Origin of the sequence: Cellulosimicrobium sp. ES-005, from assembly GCF_040448685.1 — a bacterium.
GTDB classification, from domain to species: Bacteria; Actinomycetota; Actinomycetes; order Actinomycetales; family Cellulomonadaceae; genus Cellulosimicrobium; species Cellulosimicrobium cellulans_G.
This window is the reverse complement of the sequence record NZ_CP159290.1, coordinates 1,143,642-1,164,443: the sequence shown is the minus strand read 5'-3', so window position 1 is coordinate 1,164,443 and position 20,802 is coordinate 1,143,642. Positions and strand designations below refer to the sequence as shown.

The window sequence follows — 20,802 nt, the reverse complement described above, 5'->3', positions numbered from 1 at the left end:
CGCCCCTCTCTCGCGTGCGGGTCAGGCGGCGAGCATCGCCTCGGTGCGCCGGCCCGCTGCGTGCAGGAGGTCCCACGTGGCGGCGACGTGCTCGCGGATCTGGCGGTAGACGCCGAAGTACTCGTCGTACACGCGCGTCGCGTGCGCCGACGGCTCGTACGAGCGCTCCACGTCGACCGTCTCCGCGACGGCCTCGTCGAGCGTCGACCACGCCCCCACGCCGACCCCGGCGACGAGCGCGGCGCCCTTCGCGCCGAACTCGCTGCCCGCCGGGACGACGACGCGGCGGCCGAGGACGTCGGCGAACACCTGGCTCCACACGGGGCTCGACGCGCCGCCGCCCGCGAGGCGCACCGTGCCCACCTCGGTGGGGATGGAGTCTAGGCAGTCGCGGATCCCGTAGGCGACGCCCTCGTACACCGCGCGCAGCATGTGGTCGCGCGAGTGCCCGGCGGTGAGCCCGCTGAACGACCCGCGCGCGCTGGGCTTGACGAAGGGCGCGCGCTCGCCGCCGGGCGCGGTGTACCCGTGGAAGACGACGCCGCCCGCGCCCGGCGGGACGCTCGCGACGGTCGCGTCGAGGTGCTCGAAGAGCGACACCGCGCGGGCGCGCGCGTCCTCGTGGAACCCGTGGCCGAGCTCGCGAAGGAACCAGTCGACGTTCGGCGTGCACGAGTTCATGCCCATCGCGCGGACCCACGTGTCCGGGCCGTGCGGGATGACCCACCCGACGTCGGCCGGTGCGAAGCCGGCCGAGAGGTCGTCGGTCGCGACGGTGACGATCCCCGCGGTGCCGATGACCGCCATGCAGTCCCCCGGGGCGATGACGCCCACGCCGAGGGACGACGCGGCGATGTCGACCTGTCCCTTGACGACGGGCGTCCCGGCCCGCAGGCCTGTGAGCGCGGCGGCCTCGGGGGTCACGGTGCCGCACACGTCGGTCGGCGCGAGGAGGCGCGGCAGCACGTGGCGCGCCGCTCCGAGACCCCACGCGTCGAGGACCTCGTCCGACCACGTGCGCGAGCGCACGTCGATGCCCGCGAGGCTCGCGTCCGACGGGTCGCCCGAGAGCTCGCCCGTGAGGCGGTACTCGACCCAGTCCTTGCACCACAGCGCGGTGACCCCCTCGCGCAGCGACTCCGGCTCGTTCTCCAGGCGCCAGCGCAGGAGGGCGCTCGTGGTCCCCGCGTACGGCCCGGTGCCCGAGACGGGGAACTGCCGGCTCACCGTGCCGTCGGCGTACCACCCGTCGATGAGCTCGCCCGCGCGGCCGTCGGTCCACAGGTAGGCGGGGCCGACCGGCCTGCCGTCGGGCCCGACGAGCCAGCTGCCGTCGCCCTGGCCCGTGGCACCGACCGCGAGGATCTCCTCCGGGGCGACGCCCGACGCGGCGACCGCCTCCTGGATCGCCTCGTGCGCGGCGGTCCAGACCTGCTCCATGTCCTCCTCGGCCAGGTGCGGGGCCGGGTTGGTGACCGGGACGCTGCGCCCGGCGCGGGTCAGCTCCGTCCCGTCGAGGTCGAAGACGGCCGCCTTGACGACCGACGTGCCGGCGTCGATGCCGACGAGGTACCTGCTCATGCGTCGTGCTCCTCTTCGTCGAGGTGAGGCGCGCGTGCTGCGCGCGTACTGCCCTAGACATACACGGTCTGGCATACTCCTGTCTATACATGCAAGGAGAGGCAAGGAGGCCTTGTGCGCGCCCTCGTGAAGCACTCGCCCGGTCCCGGCAACGTCGCGCTGCTCGACGTCCCCGCCCCGGTCCCCCGCGACGACCAGGTGCTCGTCGACGTCGCGGCGTGCGCGATCTGCGGCACCGACCGCTCCGCCGTCGAGTCCGGCCAGGGCTTCGACGGCCGCCGCGTCCTCGGCCACGAGATCGCCGGCGTCGTGCGGTGGGTCGGCCCGGCGGCCGAGCGCCCCGACCTGCGGCCCGGGGACCGCGTGTGCGTCGAGACCGACGCCTCGCTGTGCCTGCGGTGCGCCTACTGCCGCACCGAGCAGTACAACCGCTGCCCCCACCGCACCGGCATCGGCACCACCACCGACGGCGGCCTCGCCGACCAGCTCGCCGTCCCCGGGCGCGCCGTGCACCGCCTGCCCGACGACGTCACGCTCCTGGAGGGCGCGCTCGTCGAGCCGCTCGCCGTCGCCGTGCACGCCGTCGTCGAGCGCAGCCCGGCGCTCGCCGGCGAGGTGGTCGTCGTCACCGGGCCCGGCGCCGTGGGGCTCCTCGTCGCCCAGGTCGCCGTCGCGTGCGGCGCGACCGTCGTGCTCGTCGGGCGCTCGCGGCACGCCGTGCGCCTCGCGACCGCCCGCGCCCTCGGCGTGCAGCACGTCGTGGACGCCGACGCCGAGGACGTCGGCGAGGTCGTCGGCCGCCTCACCGACGGGTACGGCGCCCACTCGCTGTTCGAGTGCTCGGGCTCGACCGCCGTCCTCGCCGACGGTCTCACGCACCTGCGCAAGGGCGGGCGGGCCGTGCTCGTCGCCTTCTACCACGAGCACCCGTCGACGGACCTCGACCTCGTCGTCAACCGCGAGCTCGAGGTCGTCGGCTCGCGCGGCAAGCGGCCGTCGTCGTTCCGCACCGCGATCCGGCTCCTCGGGTCCGGCCACGTGCGGCTCGGCCCCGTCATCGGCGCCGTCGTCCCGCTCGACCGCTGGGAGGAGGCCGTCGAGCGCATGACGCGCGGAGAGAAGGTCGTCGTGCAGGTGGCCGCCGACCTCGACGCCCCCGCAGCATGACGGAGCCCGCGCGCGCCGGGGCAGCGCGCGCGGGCTCTCCCCCGCCGGTGCGGGTCAGGCGTTGGCGACGAGGCCGAGCTCGGCGACGCTGGGGAGGCCGGTGTGCGTCGGGACGACGCGGACCGTGTAGCCGAACGGGCCGGACGCGTCGAGCACGACGTCGCCGGCGAACGCGTAGCGGCCGGCCTCGTACGTCTCGGCGAGCGCGAGCGGCTCGGCCGTGAACTCCTCGATGACGTCGGCCTCGCTGACGCGGCCGTGCACGACCTGCACCTGCACGTCCTCGGGGCGCAGGTCGCCGAGCGACACGTACGCGCGCACGGTGAGCCGGTCCCCGACCTGCGGCACCTCGCCGATGCCGGACGAGTCGACGTGGTCGACGCGCACGCGCGACCACCCGGACCGCACGGACTCCTTCCAGTGCGCGAGCTCGCGCGCGGGGGCGAGGCCGTCGGCCGCGAGCGCTCGCCCCGCCGCCGCAGCGGGCGCGTAGAGCCGCGTCACGTACTCGCCGACCATGCGCGTCGCCTGGACCTTCGGCCCGAGCGTCGCGAGCGTGTGCCGCACCATCTCGAGCCACCGGCCGGGCACGCCGGACGTGTCGCGGTCGTAGAAGCGCGGCGCGACCTGCTGCTCGACGAGGTCGTACAGGGCTGCGGCCTCGAGGTCGTCCCGGCGGTCGGGGTCCTCGACGCCGTCGGCGGTGGGGATGGCCCAGCCGTTCTCGCCGTCGAACCACTCGTCCCACCACCCGTCGAGGATGGACAGGTTGAGGCCGCCGTTGAGCGCCGACTTCATGCCCGACGTCCCGGATGCCTCGAGCGGGCGCAGCGGGTTGTTGAGCCAGACGTCGCAGCCCGGGTAGAGGGACTGCGCCATGGCGATGTCGTAGTTGGGCAGGAAGACGATGCGGTGGCGCACCTCGGGGTCGTCGGTGAAGCGCACGAGCTGCTGGATGAGCCGCTTGCCCTGGTCGTCGGCGGGGTGCGACTTGCCCGCGACGACGAGCTGCACGGGGCGCTCGGGGTGCAGCAGCAGCGCCTTGAGCCGGTCGGGGTCGCGGAGCATGAGCGTGAGCCGCTTGTACGTGGGCACGCGCCGCGCGAAGCCGATGGTGAGCACGTCGGGCGACAGGACGTCGTCGACCCAGCCCAGCTCGGCGGGGGTCGCACCGCGCTCGCGCCACGACTTGCGCACGCGGCGGCGGGCCTCGTCGACGAGGCGGCCGCGCATCTCGCGGCGGACCGCCCACAGCTCGCCGTCGCTCACGCCGCCGTCCCCGTCGCCGCGCAGCCAGCCCGACGACGCGGCGTCGGCCGTGAGCTCGTCGAGCCCGAGCCGGTCGGCCTCGAGGGCCGCGAACGCCGGGTCCACCCACGTGGGCGAGTGCACGCCGTTCGTCACCGAGGTGATCGGGACCTCGCGGGCGTCGAAGCCCGGCCACAGGCCCTCGAACATGCCGCGCGACACCTCGCCGTGCAGGAGGGAGACGCCGTTCGCCCGCCCGCCGAGGCGCAGGCCCATGACGGCCATGTTGAACACGGTCGGGTCGCCGCCGTCGTAGTCCTCCGCGCCGAGCGCGAGGACGCGCTCCACGGGCAGCCCGTCGACGGCCATGTCGCCGCCGAAGTACTGCGTGACGAGGTCGCGCCCGAACCGGTCGATGCCGGCCGGAACGGGCGTGTGCGTCGTGAAGACCGTCGCGGCGCGCACGGCCTCCAGGGCCTCGTCGAACGTGAGGCCCTGCTCGACGAGCTCGCGGATGCGCTCGACGCCGAGGAACCCGGCGTGCCCCTCGTTGGTGTGGTAGACCTCCGGGGCCGGCGCACCGGTGAGGCGCGACCACAGGCGCAGCGCGCGCACGCCGCCCACGCCGAGCAGCAGCTCCTGCTGGAGGCGGTGCTCGCCGCCGCCCCCGTAGAGGCGGTCGGTGACCTTGCGCGCGGCCTCGTCGTTGCCGGGCACGTTGGAGTCGAGGAGCAGCAAGGGCACGCGGCCCACGGCAGCGACCCACACGTGCGCGTGCAGCGTCCGACCGCCCGGGAGGGCGAGCGACACCCGCGCGGGCGTGCCGTCGTCGTCGCGCAGGAGGGTCAGCGGCAGGCCGTCCGGGTCGAGCAGCGGGTAGGTCTCGACCTGCCAGCCGTCGCGCGTGAGGGACTGCTTGAAGTATCCGGCGCCGTACAGGAGCCCGACGCCGACGATCGGCACGCCGAGGTCGCTCGCGCTCTTGAGGTGGTCGCCCGCGAGGATGCCGAGGCCGCCGGAGTACTGCGGCAGCACCGACGTGATGCCGAACTCGGGCGAGAAGTAGGCGATCGCGGCCGGGAGCGAGCCGTCCTCGTCGGAGGCGGCCCGCTGCTGGTACCACAGCGCGTCGTCGAGGTAGTGGCGCAGGTCGGCCGCCGCCGCGCGCACGCGCTCGACGAACGCGCCGTCCGCGGCGAGCTCCGCGAGCCGTTCCGGGCCGAGCGCGCCCAGCAGCGCGACGGGGTCGCCGTGCACGGACGCCCACGCCTCGGGGTCGATACCGGCGAACAGGTCGCGCGTCGGGGCGTGCCAGGACCAGCGCAGGTTGTGGGCCAGCTCGTCCAGGTCGCGCAGCTCGGCGGGCAGCAGGGTGCGGACGGTGAACCGTCGGATCGCTCTCACGGGGACGAGACTACGCAGGCCGAGGCCGGTGCACACCCTCGCGGTGTCACACGCACGTCACGCTTGCGTGAACTTTCACCCCGGCGCCACGCCCGACACCGCACCTCGTCGACGCCTGCCGAGCCCGCTCCCAGGTGCCTGCCCCCCGCGGGCCTCGATACGTTGTGCGTGTGACGTCGACCTCTCCGGCCCCCGCGCCGCACCGCACCCCCGCGACCGCCCCCCGTCCTGCCCCGCCCGCCCCGATCGGCCGCATCCCCGTGCTGGACGTCTCGCCCGTCGTCGAGGGCGGGCGGTGGCCCGCGAAGGCCGTCGTCGGCGAGATGGTGCCGGTCGAGGCGACCGTGTTCCGCGAGGGGCACGACGCCGTCGCCGCGACCGCCGTCCTCGTCGCCCCCGACGGCGCCGAGCGCACCGCGCGCATGGTGGACGTGGCGCCCGGCCTCGACCGGTTCCGCGCCACGCTGCACCCCGACGCGATCGGCGACTGGTCGTTGCGGGTCGAGGCGTGGAGCGACCCCTACGGCACGTGGGCGCACGACGCGACCGTGAAGATCGCCGCGGGCGTCGACGTCGACCTCATGCTCGCCGAGGGGGTCCGGCTCTTCGAGCGCGTCCTGGCCGACGCGGTCCCCCTCCCGGGCGCCGACGGCACCCCGGGCACCCGGTCGCCGCAGGACGCGCGCACGCTCGCCGACGCGGCCGCCGCCCTCGCCGACGCGAGCCGCCCCGCCGAGGCCCGCCTCGCCGCGGCGACGTCGCCCGAGGTGCGCGACGTCCTGGACCGCGCGCCCCTGCGCGACCACGTGACGGCGTCGGCCACCTACGACCTGCGCGTCGAACGACCGCTGGCGCTCGCGGGTGCGTGGTACGAGATGTTCCCGCGCTCCGAGGGTGCGCGCCGGATGAAGGACGGCCGCTGGCGCTCCGGCACGTTCACCGCGGCGGCCCGGCGCCTGCCGGCGATCGCCGCGATGGGGTTCGACGTCGTCTACCTCACGCCCGTCCACCCCATCGGCACGACCCACCGCAAGGGCCGCAACAACTCCCTCACGGCACTCCCGGGCGACCCGGGCAGCCCGTACGCGATCGGCTCGAAGGACGGCGGCCACGACGCGATCCACCCCGAGCTCGGCAGCGACCGCACGTTCCGCGCGTTCGTCAAGGAGGCGCGGCGCAACGGGCTCGAGGTCGCGATCGACCTCGCGCTGCAGTGCTCGCCCGACCACCCGTGGGTGACCGAGCACCCCGAGTGGTTCACGACCCGCGTCGACGGCTCGATCGCGTACGCCGAGAACCCGCCCAAGAAGTACCAGGACATCTATCCCCTGAACTTCGACAACGACCCCGCGGGCATCTACGCCGAGGTGCTGCGCGTGGTCCGCGTGTGGATCGACCGCGGCGTCACCGCGTTCCGCGTCGACAACCCGCACACCAAGCCGCTCGACTTCTGGGAGTGGCTCCTGGCCGAGGTGCGCGCGACGAACCCCGAGGTCGTGTTCCTCTCCGAGGCGTTCACCAAGCCCGCGATGATGCACACGCTCGCGCGGATCGGGTTCCACCAGTCGTACACGTACTTCACGTGGCGCAACACCCGCGACGAGCTCGCCGAGTACCTCGCCGAGGTGTCGGGCGAGGCCGGCGCGTACATGCGGCCCAGCTTCTGGCCGACGACGCACGACATCCTCCCGCCCTACCTCCAGCACGGCGGGGTGGCCGGGTTCGCGGTACGCGCGGTGCTCGCCGCGACCGGGTCGCCCACGTGGGGGATCTACTCCGGGTACGAGCTCGTGGAGAACGTGCCGCGGCCGGGCGTCGAGGAGCAGATCGACAACGAGAAGTACGAGTACAAGCCGCGCGACTGGGCGCTCGCGGAGGAGATCGGGATCTCGACGCTGCTCACGCGGCTCAACGAGGTCCGGCGCGACCACCCCGCGCTGCGCCAGCTCCGCAACCTCACCGTCCACCCGACGACGAACGACCAGGTGCTCGCGTTCTCCCGGCACCTGCCCGCCGAGCACTCGCCGACCGGCGAGGCCGACACGGTCGTCGTCGTCGTGAACCTCGACCCCCACTCCCCGCAGGAGTCGAACGTGCACCTCGACCTCGCGGCCCTCGGGCTGCCTCCCCTCGCGGACGGCCAGGACCCGTGGGCGCCGTCCTTCGTCGCGCACGACGAGCTGTCCGGCGAGAGCTACGGCTGGGGCCAGGACGTCTACGTGCGGCTCGAGCCGATGCGCCAGGTCGCGCACGTCGTGCACGTGAGGCTTGCATGACGTTCCCTCGCGACGCTGCACCGGTCCCCGTGCGCGGTCCCGCTGCCGGCCCCGCCCCCGTGCCGCCCATCACCGCGCCGGTCCCCGTCGCGGCGCTCCCGCCCCGGCGCCAGCCGACGGCGCCCGTCGACGCGCGCCCCGGGCTGTCCGACGACCCGGACTGGTACCGCACGGCGGTGTTCTACGAGGTGATCGTCCGCGCGTTCTCCGACTCCGACGGCAGCGGGACGGGCGACCTGCGGGGCCTCATCGACCGCCTCGACTACCTCCAGTGGCTCGGCATCGACGCGCTGTGGCTGCCGCCGTTCTACCCGTCGCCCCTGCGCGACGGCGGCTACGACGTCTCCGACTACACCGCGATCGCGCCGCAGTACGGCTCGACGTCGGACTTCGCCGAGCTCGTCAGCGAGGCGCACGCGCGCGGGATGCGCGTCGTCATCGACCTCGTCATGAACCACACGAGCGACCAGCACCCCTGGTTCCAGGCGTCGCGCGCCGACCCCGAGGGCCCGTACGGCGACTTCTACGTGTGGAGCGACGACGACACGCGCTACCAGGACGCGCGCATCATCTTCGTCGACACCGAGACGTCCAACTGGACGTTCGACCCCGTGCGCCGCCAGTTCTTCTGGCACCGGTTCTTCTCCCACCAGCCCGACCTCAACTTCGAGAACCCGCGCGTCGCCGACGCGATGCTCGACGTCGCGCGGTTCTGGCTGCAGATGGGCGTCGACGGGTTCCGCCTCGACGCCGTGCCGTACCTCTACGAGGCCGAGGGCACCAACTGCGAGAACCTGCCCCAGACGCACGAGTTCCTGCGGCGCGTGCGGCGCATGGTCGACGCCGAGTTCCCGGGACGCATCCTGCTCGCCGAGGCGAACCAGTGGCCGCGCGAGGTCGTGGACTACTTCGGCACCGAGGACGAGCCCGAGTGCCACATGTGCTTCCACTTCCCCGTGATGCCCCGCATCTACTACGCGATCCGCGACCAGCGCGCGAACCAGGTCCTGGAGATCCTCGCCGACACGCCCGACATCCCGCCCGGCGCGCAGTGGAGCACGTTCCTGCGCAACCACGACGAGCTCACCCTGGAGATGGTGTCCACCGAGGAGCGCGCGTCGATGTACGGGTGGTACGCGCCCGACCCGCGCATGCGCGCGAACGTCGGCATCCGCCGTCGGCTCGCTCCCCTGCTCGACAACTCGCGCAAGGAGGTCGAGCTCGCCCACGCGCTCCTGCTCTCCCTGCCGGGCAGCCCGTGCCTCTACTACGGCGACGAGATCGGGATGGGAGACAACATCTGGCTGCCGGACCGCGACGCGGTGCGCACCCCCATGCAGTGGACGCCCGACCGCAACGCCGGGTTCTCGACCGCCGACCCCGGCAAGGTGTACCTGCCGCTCGTGCAGTCGCTCGTGCACCACTACGGCTACGTCAACGTCGAGGCGCAGCTCGAGCAGTCGACGTCCCTGCTGCACTGGGTGCACGGCATGCTCAAGGTCCGGCGCCGCCACAAGGCGTTCGGCACGGGCGACTTCGTCGCGCTCGAGTGCGACAACGAGTCGATCCTCGCGTTCCTGCGCCGGACCGACGCCGAGACGATCCTGTGCGTCGCGAACCTCTCCGCGACCGCCCGCTCGGCCGCGGTGCACCTGCCCGACCACCCCGGGGCGACGCTCACCGACGTGTTCGGCGGCGCGCACTTCCCGGCCGTCGACGACGACGGGCGCGTCGTCATGACGTGGGGGTCGCGCGACTTCTACTGGCTCGTGGTGCACGACCCTGCGTGAGCACGGCTCCTCCCGGTCCTCGTGCGGCGGGCTCGTCGCGCGCGTGATGGCATGAAGGCGACCTGACCGGAGGAGGCACGCGTGACGGTACGGCGGACGGACCCGCCCTCGACGGAGCTCATGGGGCTCCTGGACGCCTGGCTGCCGGCGCGCCGCTGGTACCCCGTGAAGGGGGTCGCCGTGCGCCACGTGCCCTGGCTGTCCTTCGCGCTCGACGCCCCGCCGCGCGCCGCGACGCCCGGCCGACCCGACACCGGGAGGGCCGTGCGGGTCGAGCTCCACCTGCTGCGTCTCGTCGGGGACGGCGTGGACCTCGTCGTCCAGGTGCCCCTCGTGCTCGAGCCGGTGTCTCGGCCGACCGCCGCGACGCCTGGCGTCGAGAGCCAGAGCAGCGCGGCGCCGGGCGGGGCGGCGCCGATCGGGACGCTCGCCCCGGGCGGCACCGACGACGCCGCGTGGGTCGTGCACGACGGCGCCGCGCACCCCGCGTGCTGGGCGGCCCTCCTGGCCGTGGCGCAGTGGGAGGACCCGGGCACGGCACCGGACGGGGCGAGTTCCCGCGGCGGAGGCCCCGACGCCGACACCGACCTCACCGGTGGACGCGCGCTGAGCGTCGAGCAGTCGAACAGCTCGGTGCTGCTGCCGCAGGTGGCCGGCGGGAGCATGCTCAAAGTCCTGCGCGCCATCGCGATCGGCCCCAACCCCGACGTCACCATCCCCCGCGCGCTGGCGGCCCAGGGCTGGGCCGGGGTTCCCCGGCCGCTCGCATGGCTCGAGGTGACGTGGGACGCGGAGGACGACCCGGCCGCCGTCGACCCGGGCGTGGACCACCGACCGGGCGAGCCGACCGCAGGGGGCGGGGCACCGCCGTCGGGCACCGCTCCGGGCCAGGAGGCTCCCCGCTCCGCGCACCTGGCCATCCTCAGCGAGTTCGTCGAGGGCGCGCGCGACGGGTTCGACCTCGCGTGCTCCTACGCCGGGCAGGGCGCGTCGTTCGCCGACCTGGCGGCCGACCTGGGGCGCGTGCTCGCCGACCTCCACGCCGCGCTCCGGCGGGCGTTCGGCGTCGGGTCGCCGGTCGACGCGCGCTGGCTCGTCGCCGACCTGCGGCGGCGCGCGGACGAGGCCGTCGCGTCGTCGCGCGCGCTGGGGCGGCGCGCTGCCGAGGTCACCGCCTTTTGGGACCGCACGTCCGCGCGCCTCGCGAACGTGACGCGCGTCCCCGACGCGCTCCCCCGGCTGCAGACCGTCCACGGCGACCTGCACCTCGGCCAGGTGCTGCACGCGCGCCGCTTCGGCTGGAAGGTCCTCGACTTCGAGGGCGAGCCCCTGCGCCCGGTCGCCGAGCGCACGCGCCCCGACCTCGCGCTGCGCGACGTCGCCGGGATCGTGCGCTCGTTCGACTACGCCGCCGCCGTCGGACGCGCGCCCGACGCCGCGTGGGCCGTCCAGGCGCGCACCGCGTTCCTCGACGCGTACGACCGGGCCGACACCGCCGGCGTCGACCGCGCGACGTCCGAGGCGCTCGTCCGGGCGCTCACGCTCGACAAGGCGCTCTACGAGGTCGTCTACGAGTCGCGCAACCGCCCCGACTGGGAACCCATCCCCCTCGCCGCGGTGGACCGCCTGCTCGCGGGGAACGCCTGACCCGTCCAGGAGGACGGCACCGCCCCGTGAGGTCGACGGCGGGTACGGCAAGGTGGAGGCGCGGCCGAGACCGCGCCTCCACCTCACCGAGCCGGTCTCCTAGCCTGCCGAGCAGTCGACGACCGGTGCCAGCACCGGAGCGTCGCCTCGGCCCGAGAAACCGTAGGTGATGGTCCCGCCGGCCGGCACGCGCGCGTTCCACGACTCGGCGGTGACCGTCGCGATCCCGTCGTCCACGGAGAGCGCACCGTGCCAGGTCTGCACGAGCTCGCTGCCCGCGGGCACGCGCCACGAGGTGGACCACGTCGAGACGGGCTCGCCGTCGAACTCCACCCGCACCTGACCCTGGTAGCCACCCGGCCACCGGTACTGGATCTCCAGCTCGGCCGAGCATCCGTCCGCGCGGCTCGCGAAGACCGATGCCTCGTGCGACGTCTCGGCGATGCCGTCCGGGCCGGAGATCAGGCGCTCGCCCCAGGGGGACGGAGCGGCCGGGTCGAAGCCCTGGACGAGGTCCAGGTCCTCCACGCCACCGCTGTTGCCGCTCCAGGACCACCCGAACCAGCCGAGGCCGAGGCGCCGCGACTCGGCGAGGATGGTGTCCTCGTCGACGTCGTTGCCGTAGTGCGCCGGGCCGAACTCGCCGACGATCAGCGGCAGTCCGGCGTCGACGAAGTGCTCCAGGTAGTCCGTGACCACCGCGCCGTCGCCGTACACCTCGTACATGTGGACGGAGAACACGACGTTCGCGTCGGGGTCGGCGTCGAACACCTGCCGCGCCTGGGAGTACATCGTCCGCGACCAGTCCTGGCCCCAGTTCGGGGCGTCGACGACGATCGTGTGCTCGTACCCGATGTCCCGCAGGCGCTGGACCGCGGCCGACGTCCGCGCCGCCCACTCGTCGGCGACCGGACCGTTGCCGATCGGCTCGTTGCCGATGTTGACGAGGACCCTGTCCTCCGTTCCGGCGAGCGTCGGGTACAGGTCCTCCCAGTAGTCGACAGCGCGGTCGAGCGACACCGCGGCGGGCGCGTACTCGTCCCCGTAGCCCGTCGTGTCGTGCACCTCCAGGGCGCACACGAGCCGGTTCGCGTCGCACTCGCGGACGACGCGCGCGACGTCCGCCGGGTCGTTGCGGGTCCATTGGTCGCCGCTGGACAGGACGACGCGCACCGCGTTGGCGCCCGTGCCCTTGATGTCCTCGAACGCCTGGAACTCGTGGGTGTACCAGGTGTGCGCGTGGTTGATCCCGCGGAGGACGAGGTCGCTCCCGTCCGCCTCGACGAGCCGACCGTCGACGACGTGCAGACCGTCCGCGGTCGCCTCGTCGGCACCCGCCGGGGCGGCAAGCGCAAGCGCTCCCGACCCGGCGAGGGCGAGCGCAGCGACGTACGCCGGGACCGACGTCGCCCGGGTACGGAGCTGTCGTGTGCTGTTCCTACTCATCGAACTCCTTCGTTCTGCGCTCGCGCACGAGCGCGCTCTCCATCCGCTTTCAGATGGACTCCCAGATGAACCGCTTCATGCGCGTGACGCGGTGCGGCGGACCGGTTCAGCGGTCGGCGGACGAGCCGCGCACGACGCACGAGGCGCTGTTCTCCCAGCCCCACCCGTCCCCGTCCGGGTCCGACGACGCGCTCGCGCAGTACGGGTACCCGTTCGCTGCCGTGCTCCCGCTCCCGGAGCCACCGCCGGAACCCGTGTCCGCGGAGGAGCCGCGCACCACGCACGACGCGCTGCTCTCCCAGCCCCACCCGTCCCCGTCCGGGTCCGACGACGCGCTCGCGCAGTACGGGTACCCGTTGGGTGCCGTACCGGTTCCGCCGTCTCCACCACCGCCGTCGCCCCCGTACACCGACGCCACGGGCGCGTTGCGGGCCTTGAGACCGTCGGCGCCGTGGACGAACCGCTGCCCCCACGGCGTGAGCGAGCTCGCGGAGAACCCGTTCACCATGTCCAGGTACTCGACGCCGCTCCCGTTGCCGGACCACGACCAGCCGAGCATCCCGATCCCCTGGGACCGCGTGTAGCTCATGATCGTGGCCTCGTCCGGGTTCCCGTCCGAGTGGTTATCACCGAACTCGCCGACCATGATCGGCAGCCCTCGGCTCGTGAAGGAGTCGAGGTACGCGCGCACCTCCGCCCCCGTGTCGAAGACGCCGTACATGTGGACGGAGAAGACCACGTTCCCGTCTGCGGCCGCGACCGTCGGGGCGTTGTCGCGCATAGTGAACGACCAGTCCTGCCCCCAGTTCGGGGCGTCCACGACGAGCGTGTGGTCGAGGCCCGCCGCGCGCAGGGTCCGGATCGCCGCGATCGTGTCCGTCGTCCAGCTCTGGAAGCCGGAGTTGCCGAAGGGCTCGTTCCCGATGTTGATCATCACGTACCGCTCCTGGCCGCGCAGGACCGACGCGACGCTGGTCCAGTACTGCGCCGCGCTCGCGAGCGACCGGGCGCTGCCGTCCTCGCCGTAGCCCGTCGTGTCGTGGTTCTCGAGGATGCACACGAGCTGGTTCTGCTTGCAGCGCTCGACGACGGCGCTCACGTCGGCCGCCGAGCTCGTCCCGTACCGGCCGCCCGACAGCACGACGCGGGCGGTGTTCGCGCCGGCGGCGCGGATGTCAGCGAAGGACTGCGTCTGCGACGGGTACCAGGCGTGCGCGTGGTTGACGCCGACCGGCACGAAGCGGTTGCCGTTCGCGTCGTAGATCTTCCCGTCCTGGACGGAGAACCCGTCGCTCGCGGCGCTCGCCCCCTGCGCAAGCGCCGGCACGGCGAGCAGGGCGAGCAACGCGCCCAGGGCGATGGCGAACAGTCGTCTCATCGATCTTCCTCCCGAACCGGGCGTCGTCGCCCGGTCTGCTCGGTGGACGTCGTCGTCGGGTTCGTCCGCGAACCCTCATCCGGCCCGTCATGGCCCGATGACACCGTTGCGCTTAAGCGCTTCATGTCGAAGGTAGTGCATCCCCGGAGAGAATTCCAGGGTGTCTCGCGGCCGCATCGGCGCCCTCCACGACGCACTGCCACGGCCCGCGGGCCGCGCGAGAGCAGGGCGGGGCGTCGGAAGGACGCCCCGCCCCGCTCTCCCGCCGGAGTCGGGGAGCTCAGTCGCGCGAGCGCGTCCGCAGCTCCTCGTAGGCGCGCCGGACGACCTCGGCGCCCGGCTTGCCGTACATGCAGTAGTCGTCGTTCGCCGCGGCCTCGGACTCCGCGTACAGCGGCGACGGCCAGTCCCAGAGGAAGTACCCGGAGACCCAGGGCCGACGGGCGCAGGCGGCGAACATCTCGGCGAGCCAGTCCGCCTGCGCCGCACCCGACGGCGACCCCGCGAGGTTCCAGTCGTTCGGGCGCGCCGGGGAGCCCTCGCGGCTCGGGCAGCCCGCCTCCAGGAAGACGAACGGCTTGTCCTCGCGCGCGACGACGGCCTCGATCCGGTCGAGGTGGTGCTCCCACGTCCCGGCCGGGTAGTAGCCCGAGCTCCCGATCACGTCGACCGCGTCCCACCAGGTGACGCGGTCCTCCTGGTACTTGTCGCAGTTGTAGGTCACCAGGCCGCCGTAGACCTCGCGCACGGCAGCGACGAGCGCCCGCCACTGTGCGTCGCGCCCGTCGGCCCGCACCATCTCGCACCCGACGCAGAACATCTCCGCGCCCTCCTCCGCGGCGATGCGCGCGTGGTGCACGACGAACTCCGTGTACGACGCGAACCACTCGTCCCACGACGGCTCGCCCGGCACGTCCTCGTCGAAGAAGCCGATGAACGCTCGCCATGTCCCGTCCGCGGAGTCGACCACCGGCTTGAGGCACACCTTCCAGCCTCGCGCCTTCGCCGCGCGTATCGCGGCGCGCACCTCGTCGTCGGTCACCGTCGGCTCGTCGCCGTAACGGACCACGGTCGACTGCGGCGTGTCCTGCTTCGCGGAGAACGTCACGGCCACCCAGTCCACGCCGAGGCCCTGGAGCGCGTCCATGGAACGTTCGGCGCCCGGACCGGTCCAGGTCCCGCGTACGCCCGTCCACCCCCAGGTCATGCCCGTCACGGGCGCCCCGGCGAACGGCGCGGGCCGCACAGGGCCCTCGACCGCGCGCAGCTCGGCCCGCGTCGGCGGGTTCGCCCCTGCACGGGACACCGTGACCGACGCGGCGACCGCCGCGGACCGTGCCGCGGTCCGCACCGCCGCGTCCGACAGTCGGCGCAGAACGTCCGCACCTCCCGGGCCGCGCACCCCGCGCGCCGCGAGCGCGTCGAGCAGCGCCCCCGTGAACGTGTCGCCCGCGCCGACGGTGTCGACGACGTCGACCGCACGGCCCGGGACCTCGACGAGACGGCCGTCATGGCGGACGAGCGTCGCGCCGTCGCCCCCACGCGTCACGACGACGAGGGCCGCGCCCCACGCCGACCAGCGGCGCGCGACGTCAAGCGGGTCGGTCCCCGGGGCGAACCACGCGAGGTCCTCGTCGCTCACCTTGACGACGTCGGCGAGCGCGACGAGCTCCTCGACGCGGGCCCGGGCCGCCGCGGCGTCGTCGACGAGAGCGGGGCGCACGTTGGGGTCGTACGAGACGACGGCGGAGGAACGCGCCCGGCGGACGACGTCCCGGACCACGTCGGCGCCCGGAGACAGCACCGCCGCGACGGACCCGACGTGAACGACCTCCGCGTCGCCGAGCTCCACCTGCCCGAGCTCCCACGCGAGGTCGAAGGCGTACGTCGCCTGTCCCCGGGCGTCCAGAGACACCGTCGCCGCCGACGTCCGTCCCGTCGACGGCACGTGCGCGTCCACCTCCACGTCGCTCGCGGCGAGCCAGTCACGGACCAGGGCGCCGCGCTCGTCGGGGGCGAGCGCCGTGGCGAGCACCACCTCACGACCGAGCCGGCCGAGCGTGAGCGCGACGTTCGCGGGGCTTCCGCCGGGCAGGTCTCGGGTGGCTCCCGGACCGTCGGAGACGATGTCGACGAGAGCCTCGCCGACCACGAGGAAGCGCGTCACGAGGCCACCTGCCCGTCGCGGACGGCGCGCGCGATCGACGGGCCGAGCGGGAGCCGCGGCAGGAGCGTCGCCTGGACCGCATGGTAGAGGTCGGGCTTGCCCGGCCATGTGGCCCCCGCAGGGCGGTTCGACGGGTCGAGCTCGTGGTGCCACGATCCCCCGTCGTGGTCCACCACGAAGGTCACCGCGTAGTCCCACCAGGTCGCGTACAGGTCGGCGTAGCGGGCGTCACCCGTCCGTCGGTGCAAGGCGTCCGCGGCGGCGATCGCCTCGGCGACGACCCAGTGCATGCGCTCGCGCACGACGGGCGCACCGGACCAGTCGGTCGTGTAGACGAACCCGTCCGCGCCGTCCACGGCCCAGCCGTCGGCCACGGCGCGGTCGAACAGCACGGTCGCCGTCGGGCGTAGGTCGGACGGCGCGAGCGTGCCCAGCGCGACCTCGAGGTGCAGGAGCAGCCGGGACCACTCGAGGCCGTGCCCGACGGTCGCCCCGTAGGGCTTGAACGGGTCGGCGGGCCGGTCGGCGTTGAGCTCCAGGTCCGGCGTCCACGTGACGTCGAAGTGCTCGGGCAGCCGCCCGTCGTGATCCCCGGCGAGCCGCACCACGAGCCGGGACACGCGCGCGGCGCGGTCGCGCCACGCGACGTCCCCGGTGGCGTCGGCGACGGCGAGCATCGCCTCGACCGCGTGCATGTTCGCGTTGAGGCCCCGGTACGGGTCGAGGACGGTGAACGACGCGTCCCACGTGTCGACCACGAGCCCGGTCGCGTCGTCCCAGAAGCGCTCGAGGAACACGGAGCACGCGTCGGTGAGCAGGGCCCGCGCACCCGGCAGGCCGGCCAGGGTCGCGCTCGACGCGGCGAGCAGGACGAACGCGTGGTCGTAGGCGGACTTGCCTGCGCCGAGGTCGGGCGCGCCCAGCGCGTCGAGGGCGTGGAACCACCCGCCGTGCTCGGCGTCGTGCAGCGGTCCCAGCAGGCCGTCGAGCGCCCCGCGCGCGATCGGCTCGCACCCGGGCACGCCCAGCATCGCACCGAGCGCGTAGACGTGGACGGTCCGGCACGTGATCCACGTCTGGACGCCTGCCTCCGGGTCGGGGGCCCCGGACCCGTCGAGGTAGGCCGCCCCTCCTCCCGGGGCGACGACGCGACGTCCGAACCCGAGCAGCGACCGCGTGTGCGCGTCGAGCCACGCCAGGTGCGTCTCGCGCTCGGTCCAGGCGAGCTCGTCGCGCACACCGCCACGCGGTCGGCGGTCGATCGTCGGCGCCGTCATGCCGACACCGCCGGCCGGCGCGACACCAGCTGGTTGACGCTGCGCAGCACCCGCGGGTCGGCGAGCGCGGACCTGTCCAGCGTGGTCGGAGCCGTCACGTGGAAGGTCACGCTCTCGCCCGCCAGCAGGTCGACGAGCGCGTCGTCGACCACGGCGTCCGGGTGGACCTTGTCAGCGAGCAGCGACAGTCCCCGCACGACGGTGTCGGTCGTGACGCGTACCCGCGCCCCATCCTCCGTCGAGGTCACCTCGACGTGGAGCGCGGGGCTGCGCAGCGCGCTGTCGCGAGGCTCGGCGTAGAACCACGTCGCGCTCTCGTGCCCGAGGGAGGCCACCAGGAGCTCGCCCGCCGCGTCCTGCGCCCGGGCGACGTCCGCCGGCACGGGGATCGTCGTCGTGGTGCGCGGCGCGAGGTCGACCGGGACCTTGACCGCCTCGATCTCGACGCCGTCGTACCGGGTCCGCCGCAGGACGAGGTCGCCCCGCCAGCCCTCCGCGCTGTCGTTCACGAGGGCGACCACGAGCTCGCCCGCCTCGCCCCGCGGCTGCACGGTGAGCAGCCGGTCGGCGAAGGCGTGCCGCAGCGCGACCAGGAGCGGCTTCTCGCGGCCGTCACCGTCGACCGCGGCCCACGAGGTCACCGGCCAGCAGTCGTTGAGCTGCCACACGACCGCCCCCATGCACCGCGGGGACCACGAGCGGTAGTGCTCGATCGCGGTCCGGACCGCGATCGCCTGGTTCCAGGACATCGCCCAGTGCCAGTCCTCCATCGCGTCGGGCAGCGGGACGTGCGCGACGAGCCCGTCGGTGAGCTTGTCGTTGCCCTGCATCGCCTTCTGGTGGACGAGCATCCCGGGTGACTCAGGGGTGAGCGGATCGTCGCTGATCGCCCGGGTGAGGGTCGACCATGCTGGCGGACCCTGCCACCCGAACTCCGCCATGAAGCGCGGCACCGTGTCCCGGTAGTGCGGCCAGTCCTGCCGGTTCCACAGCTCCCACTCGTGCATCGAGCCGTGTCGCGGGTCGTTCGGGTGCACGTCCAGGCTGCCGGACCACGGGCTCGACGGCGTGTACGCGCAGTCGGGGTCGAGCTCCGCGACGACGCGCGGGAGCAGCTCCGTGTAGTACCCCAGCCCCCACGTGCGCCCGTCGAGGCGCTGTTGCCAGCTCCAGTCGTGGAAGCCCCAGATGTTCTCGTTGCTGCCGTTCCAGAGCACGAGCGACGCGTGGTGCCCGAGACGGGCGACGTTGTCACGCACCTCTGCCTCGACCTCCGACCGCAGCGGGTCCTCCTCCGCGTAGGCCGCGCAGGCGAAGAGGAAGTCCTGCCACGTGAGGACGCCACGCTCGTCGCACAGATCGTAGAAGTCGTCCGACTCGTAGATCCCGCCGCCCCACACGCGCAACAGGTTCAGGTTCGCCGAGACTGCCTGGTCGATGCGCGCCGCGTACCGCTCGCGTGTCACGCGGTGCGGGAAGGCGTCGTCCGGGATCCAGTTCGCGCCACGCACCCAGACGGGGACGCCGTTGACCACGAAACGGAACGAGGTCCCGTCGTCGTCGGGCTCGATCTCGAGCGCGGCCGTCCGGAAGCCGACACGGCGCGCCGAGGTGTCGAGCACGTCCGCACCCGCACGCAGCTCGACGTCGACGGCGTACAGCGGCTGGTCCCCGTGGGTCCGGGGCCACCAGAGATCGACCTCGGGCACGACGACGTCGACCTCCGCCCGGTCGCCGTCCGTCGGGACCTGGACCCGGACGCCCGCGACGGTCGCCGCCAGCGTCAGCCCCGTGCCTCCCGAGCCGGAGCGCTCGACCTCGGCCACGACGCGCACCCGGCCAGCGGCGGCCTCGGCACCGTTCGTCGTGGCGGGCTCGGCGACGGAGGCGTGCACGCGCACCTGCGCGAGCCGCGCGACGGACCACGACTCGAGTCGGACGGGACGCCAGATTCCGGACGTCGCGGTGTCGGGACCCCAGTCCCACCCGAAGCTGCACGCCATCTTGCGCATCGCGTTGAAGGGGTGCTGGTTGACCTGGGGACGGTAGCCGAGGAGAAGGCTCTGCCGGTCCGCGTACGGGACGGGCGCGGCGAACCGGACCACGAGCTCGTTCTCGCCCTCGACGAGCAGCGGACCGACGTCGAACCGGTAGGTACGGTGCATGTTCGCCGTCGAGCCCACCATCGTCCCGTTGAGCCGGACCTCCGCGACGGTGTCGAGGCCGTCGAAGACGAGGTCGTGCCGCTCGTGCCCGTCCGGCTCCCACGCGAAGCGGGTGGTGTACACCCAGTCGGTCCGGCCGATCCACGCGAGCAGCCGCTCGTGGTCGTCGAGGTAGGGGTCGACGATCAGGCCCGCGGCGAGCAGGTCGGTGTGCACGCTCCCCGGGACCGTCGCCGGGACGTCGGACACGACCGTCCCCGCGGGGACGGGCCCCGCGACGGCGCTCACCGTCCAGCCGTCGTGCAGCTCGCGACGGGTCGTCGTGGGGACGGGAGTGGCGGTACGTGTCACTTGGTGGCTCCTGCGGTCAGGCCGTTGTAGATGTGTCGCTGGAGAAGAAGGAAGGCGATGAGGGTCGGGACGATCACGAGGATCGTGCCGGCCGCGATGACCTCCCACTCCGACCCCGTCGGCCCCTTGAACCGGAACAGGGTCGTCGAGATCACGCCGAGCTTGCTCGACGGCATGTAGAGGAAGGGGATGTAGAACTCGTTGTAGATCGCGATGCCCTTGATGATGACGACCGTCGCGATCGCCGGCTTGAGCAGCGGGAAGATGATCCGGGCGTAGATGGTGACGCGGTTGGCGCCGTCGAGCATCGCGGCCTCGTCGAGCGAGCGCGGGATCGAACGCATGAACTGCAGGAAGATGTAGATCGCGATGATGTCCGTGCCCATGAAGAGCACGATCGCGGCCCAGCGGGTGTTGAAGAGCCCCAGCCCGTTGATGATCTGGAACGTCGCGACCTGCGTGGTGACCGCCGGGACGAGCGTCGCCAGCAGGAACCCTGCCATGACGACCTTCTTGCCGCGGAAGTCGAACCGGTCGACGGCGTACGCGGTCATGGTGCCGATGAGGATCGTCCCGGCGAGTGCGACGACAAGGGTGATCATGGTGTTCACGAAGCCCGCGAGCATGTCGCTGTCGGTGAAGGCCCGCGTGAAGTTCGAGAAGTTGAACCAGTTCTGGGGAAGGTCGAGCGGACCGGTCGTCACGTACTCCTCGCGGGACTTGAAGGCCGCGAAGAAGATCGTGAGGATCGGGACGACGGCCGCCGCGCACGCGACGACGAGACTGATGTACTTCGCCGTCGTGGCCAGCGGCCCCGCGACGGGCGCGACGCCCCTCGAGAACCGGGCGGCTGCCCCGCGCATCTTGTCCGCTGCGGTGATCCGGATGGGCGCAGGTGCGGTGGG

General features: G+C 73.4%; 12 protein-coding genes. 4 read left to right on the top strand and 8 right to left on the bottom strand.

Features of this window, described 5'->3' with window-relative positions; all coding sequences use genetic code 11:
• Positions 1-21 precede the first annotated feature (21 nt).
• Complete coding sequence (locus ABRQ22_RS05000) at positions 22-1,581, bottom strand: FGGY-family carbohydrate kinase (RefSeq protein ID WP_353708779.1); 1,560 nt, start codon at positions 1,579-1,581, stop codon at positions 22-24.
• A gap of 114 nt (positions 1,582-1,695) precedes the next feature.
• Between ABRQ22_RS05000 and ABRQ22_RS04995 the strand changes: the two genes are divergently transcribed.
• Positions 1,696-2,748, top strand: a complete 1,053-nt coding sequence (locus ABRQ22_RS04995; protein WP_353708778.1) for a zinc-binding dehydrogenase — start codon at positions 1,696-1,698, stop codon at positions 2,746-2,748.
• A 54-nt stretch (positions 2,749-2,802) separates the two neighbouring features.
• On the opposite strand, the gene glgP is transcribed toward ABRQ22_RS04995, so the two are convergent.
• Positions 2,803-5,400, bottom strand: coding sequence for an alpha-glucan family phosphorylase (glgP, locus tag ABRQ22_RS04990; RefSeq protein ID WP_353708777.1), 2,598 nt, complete (start codon positions 5,398-5,400; stop codon positions 2,803-2,805).
• 245 nt (positions 5,401-5,645) lie between these two features.
• Here glgP and ABRQ22_RS04985 point away from each other — a divergent pair, with 245 nt between their 5' ends.
• The 3 genes from ABRQ22_RS04985 to ABRQ22_RS04975 all read left to right on the top strand — a co-directional run bounded on the left by ABRQ22_RS04985 (position 5,646) and on the right by ABRQ22_RS04975 (position 11,113).
• Positions 5,646-7,676: an alpha-1,4-glucan--maltose-1-phosphate maltosyltransferase gene (locus ABRQ22_RS04985; RefSeq protein ID WP_353709500.1), complete on the top strand. Its 2,031-nt coding sequence runs from the start codon at positions 5,646-5,648 to the stop codon at positions 7,674-7,676.
• Positions 7,673-9,466, top strand: coding sequence for a maltose alpha-D-glucosyltransferase (gene treS, locus ABRQ22_RS04980; protein ID WP_253053451.1), 1,794 nt, complete (start codon positions 7,673-7,675; stop codon positions 9,464-9,466). The genes ABRQ22_RS04985 and treS overlap by 4 nt, the downstream gene beginning before the upstream one ends.
• Positions 9,467-9,547: 81 nt before the next feature.
• Entirely contained in the window at positions 9,548-11,113 is a 1,566-nt protein-coding gene (locus ABRQ22_RS04975) for an aminoglycoside phosphotransferase (RefSeq protein ID WP_353708776.1), read from the top strand.
• A 99-nt stretch (positions 11,114-11,212) separates the two neighbouring features.
• On the opposite strand, the gene ABRQ22_RS04970 is transcribed toward ABRQ22_RS04975, so the two are convergent.
• From ABRQ22_RS04970 to ABRQ22_RS04945, 6 genes are all read right to left on the bottom strand, one after another.
• Positions 11,213-12,559: a cellulase family glycosylhydrolase gene (locus ABRQ22_RS04970; RefSeq protein ID WP_353708775.1), complete on the bottom strand. Its 1,347-nt coding sequence runs from the start codon at positions 12,557-12,559 to the stop codon at positions 11,213-11,215.
• A 106-nt stretch (positions 12,560-12,665) separates the two neighbouring features.
• Positions 12,666-13,937, bottom strand: a complete 1,272-nt coding sequence (locus tag ABRQ22_RS04965; RefSeq protein WP_353708774.1) for a cellulase family glycosylhydrolase — start codon at positions 13,935-13,937, stop codon at positions 12,666-12,668.
• Between the two features lie 280 nt (positions 13,938-14,217).
• On the bottom strand, positions 14,218-16,104 hold the full coding sequence (locus ABRQ22_RS04960; protein WP_353708773.1) for a PfkB family carbohydrate kinase: 1,887 nt from the start codon (positions 16,102-16,104) through the stop codon (positions 14,218-14,220).
• Complete coding sequence (locus ABRQ22_RS04955) at positions 16,101-17,381, bottom strand: AGE family epimerase/isomerase (protein ID WP_353708772.1); 1,281 nt, start codon at positions 17,379-17,381, stop codon at positions 16,101-16,103. The genes ABRQ22_RS04960 and ABRQ22_RS04955 overlap by 4 nt, the downstream gene beginning before the upstream one ends.
• Entirely contained in the window at positions 17,378-19,897 is a 2,520-nt protein-coding gene (locus tag ABRQ22_RS04950) for a glycoside hydrolase family 2 protein (RefSeq protein WP_353708771.1), read from the bottom strand. The genes ABRQ22_RS04955 and ABRQ22_RS04950 overlap by 4 nt, the downstream gene beginning before the upstream one ends.
• Complete coding sequence (locus ABRQ22_RS04945) at positions 19,894-20,760, bottom strand: carbohydrate ABC transporter permease (RefSeq protein WP_353709499.1); 867 nt, start codon at positions 20,758-20,760, stop codon at positions 19,894-19,896. The genes ABRQ22_RS04950 and ABRQ22_RS04945 overlap by 4 nt, the downstream gene beginning before the upstream one ends.
• Positions 20,761-20,802: the final 42 nt, after the last annotated feature.

What these genes read in the sequence shown, in the direction of transcription:
- ABRQ22_RS05000 (WP_353708779.1), bottom strand. Translation starts at nt 1,581, where the DNA reads ATGAGCAGGTACCTCGTCGGCATCGACGCCGGCACGTCGGTCGTCAAG.
- treS (WP_253053451.1), top strand. Translation starts at nt 7,673, where the DNA reads ATGACGTTCCCTCGCGACGCTGCACCGGTCCCCGTGCGCGGTCCCGCT.
- ABRQ22_RS04970 (WP_353708775.1), bottom strand. Translation starts at nt 12,559, where the DNA reads ATGAGTAGGAACAGCACACGACAGCTCCGTACCCGGGCGACGTCGGTC.
- ABRQ22_RS04965 (WP_353708774.1), bottom strand. Translation starts at nt 13,937, where the DNA reads ATGAGACGACTGTTCGCCATCGCCCTGGGCGCGTTGCTCGCCCTGCTC.
- ABRQ22_RS04955 (WP_353708772.1), bottom strand. Translation starts at nt 17,381, where the DNA reads ATGACGGCGCCGACGATCGACCGCCGACCGCGTGGCGGTGTGCGCGAC.
- ABRQ22_RS04945 (WP_353709499.1), bottom strand. Translation starts at nt 20,760, where the DNA reads ATGCGCGGGGCAGCCGCCCGGTTCTCGAGGGGCGTCGCGCCCGTCGCG.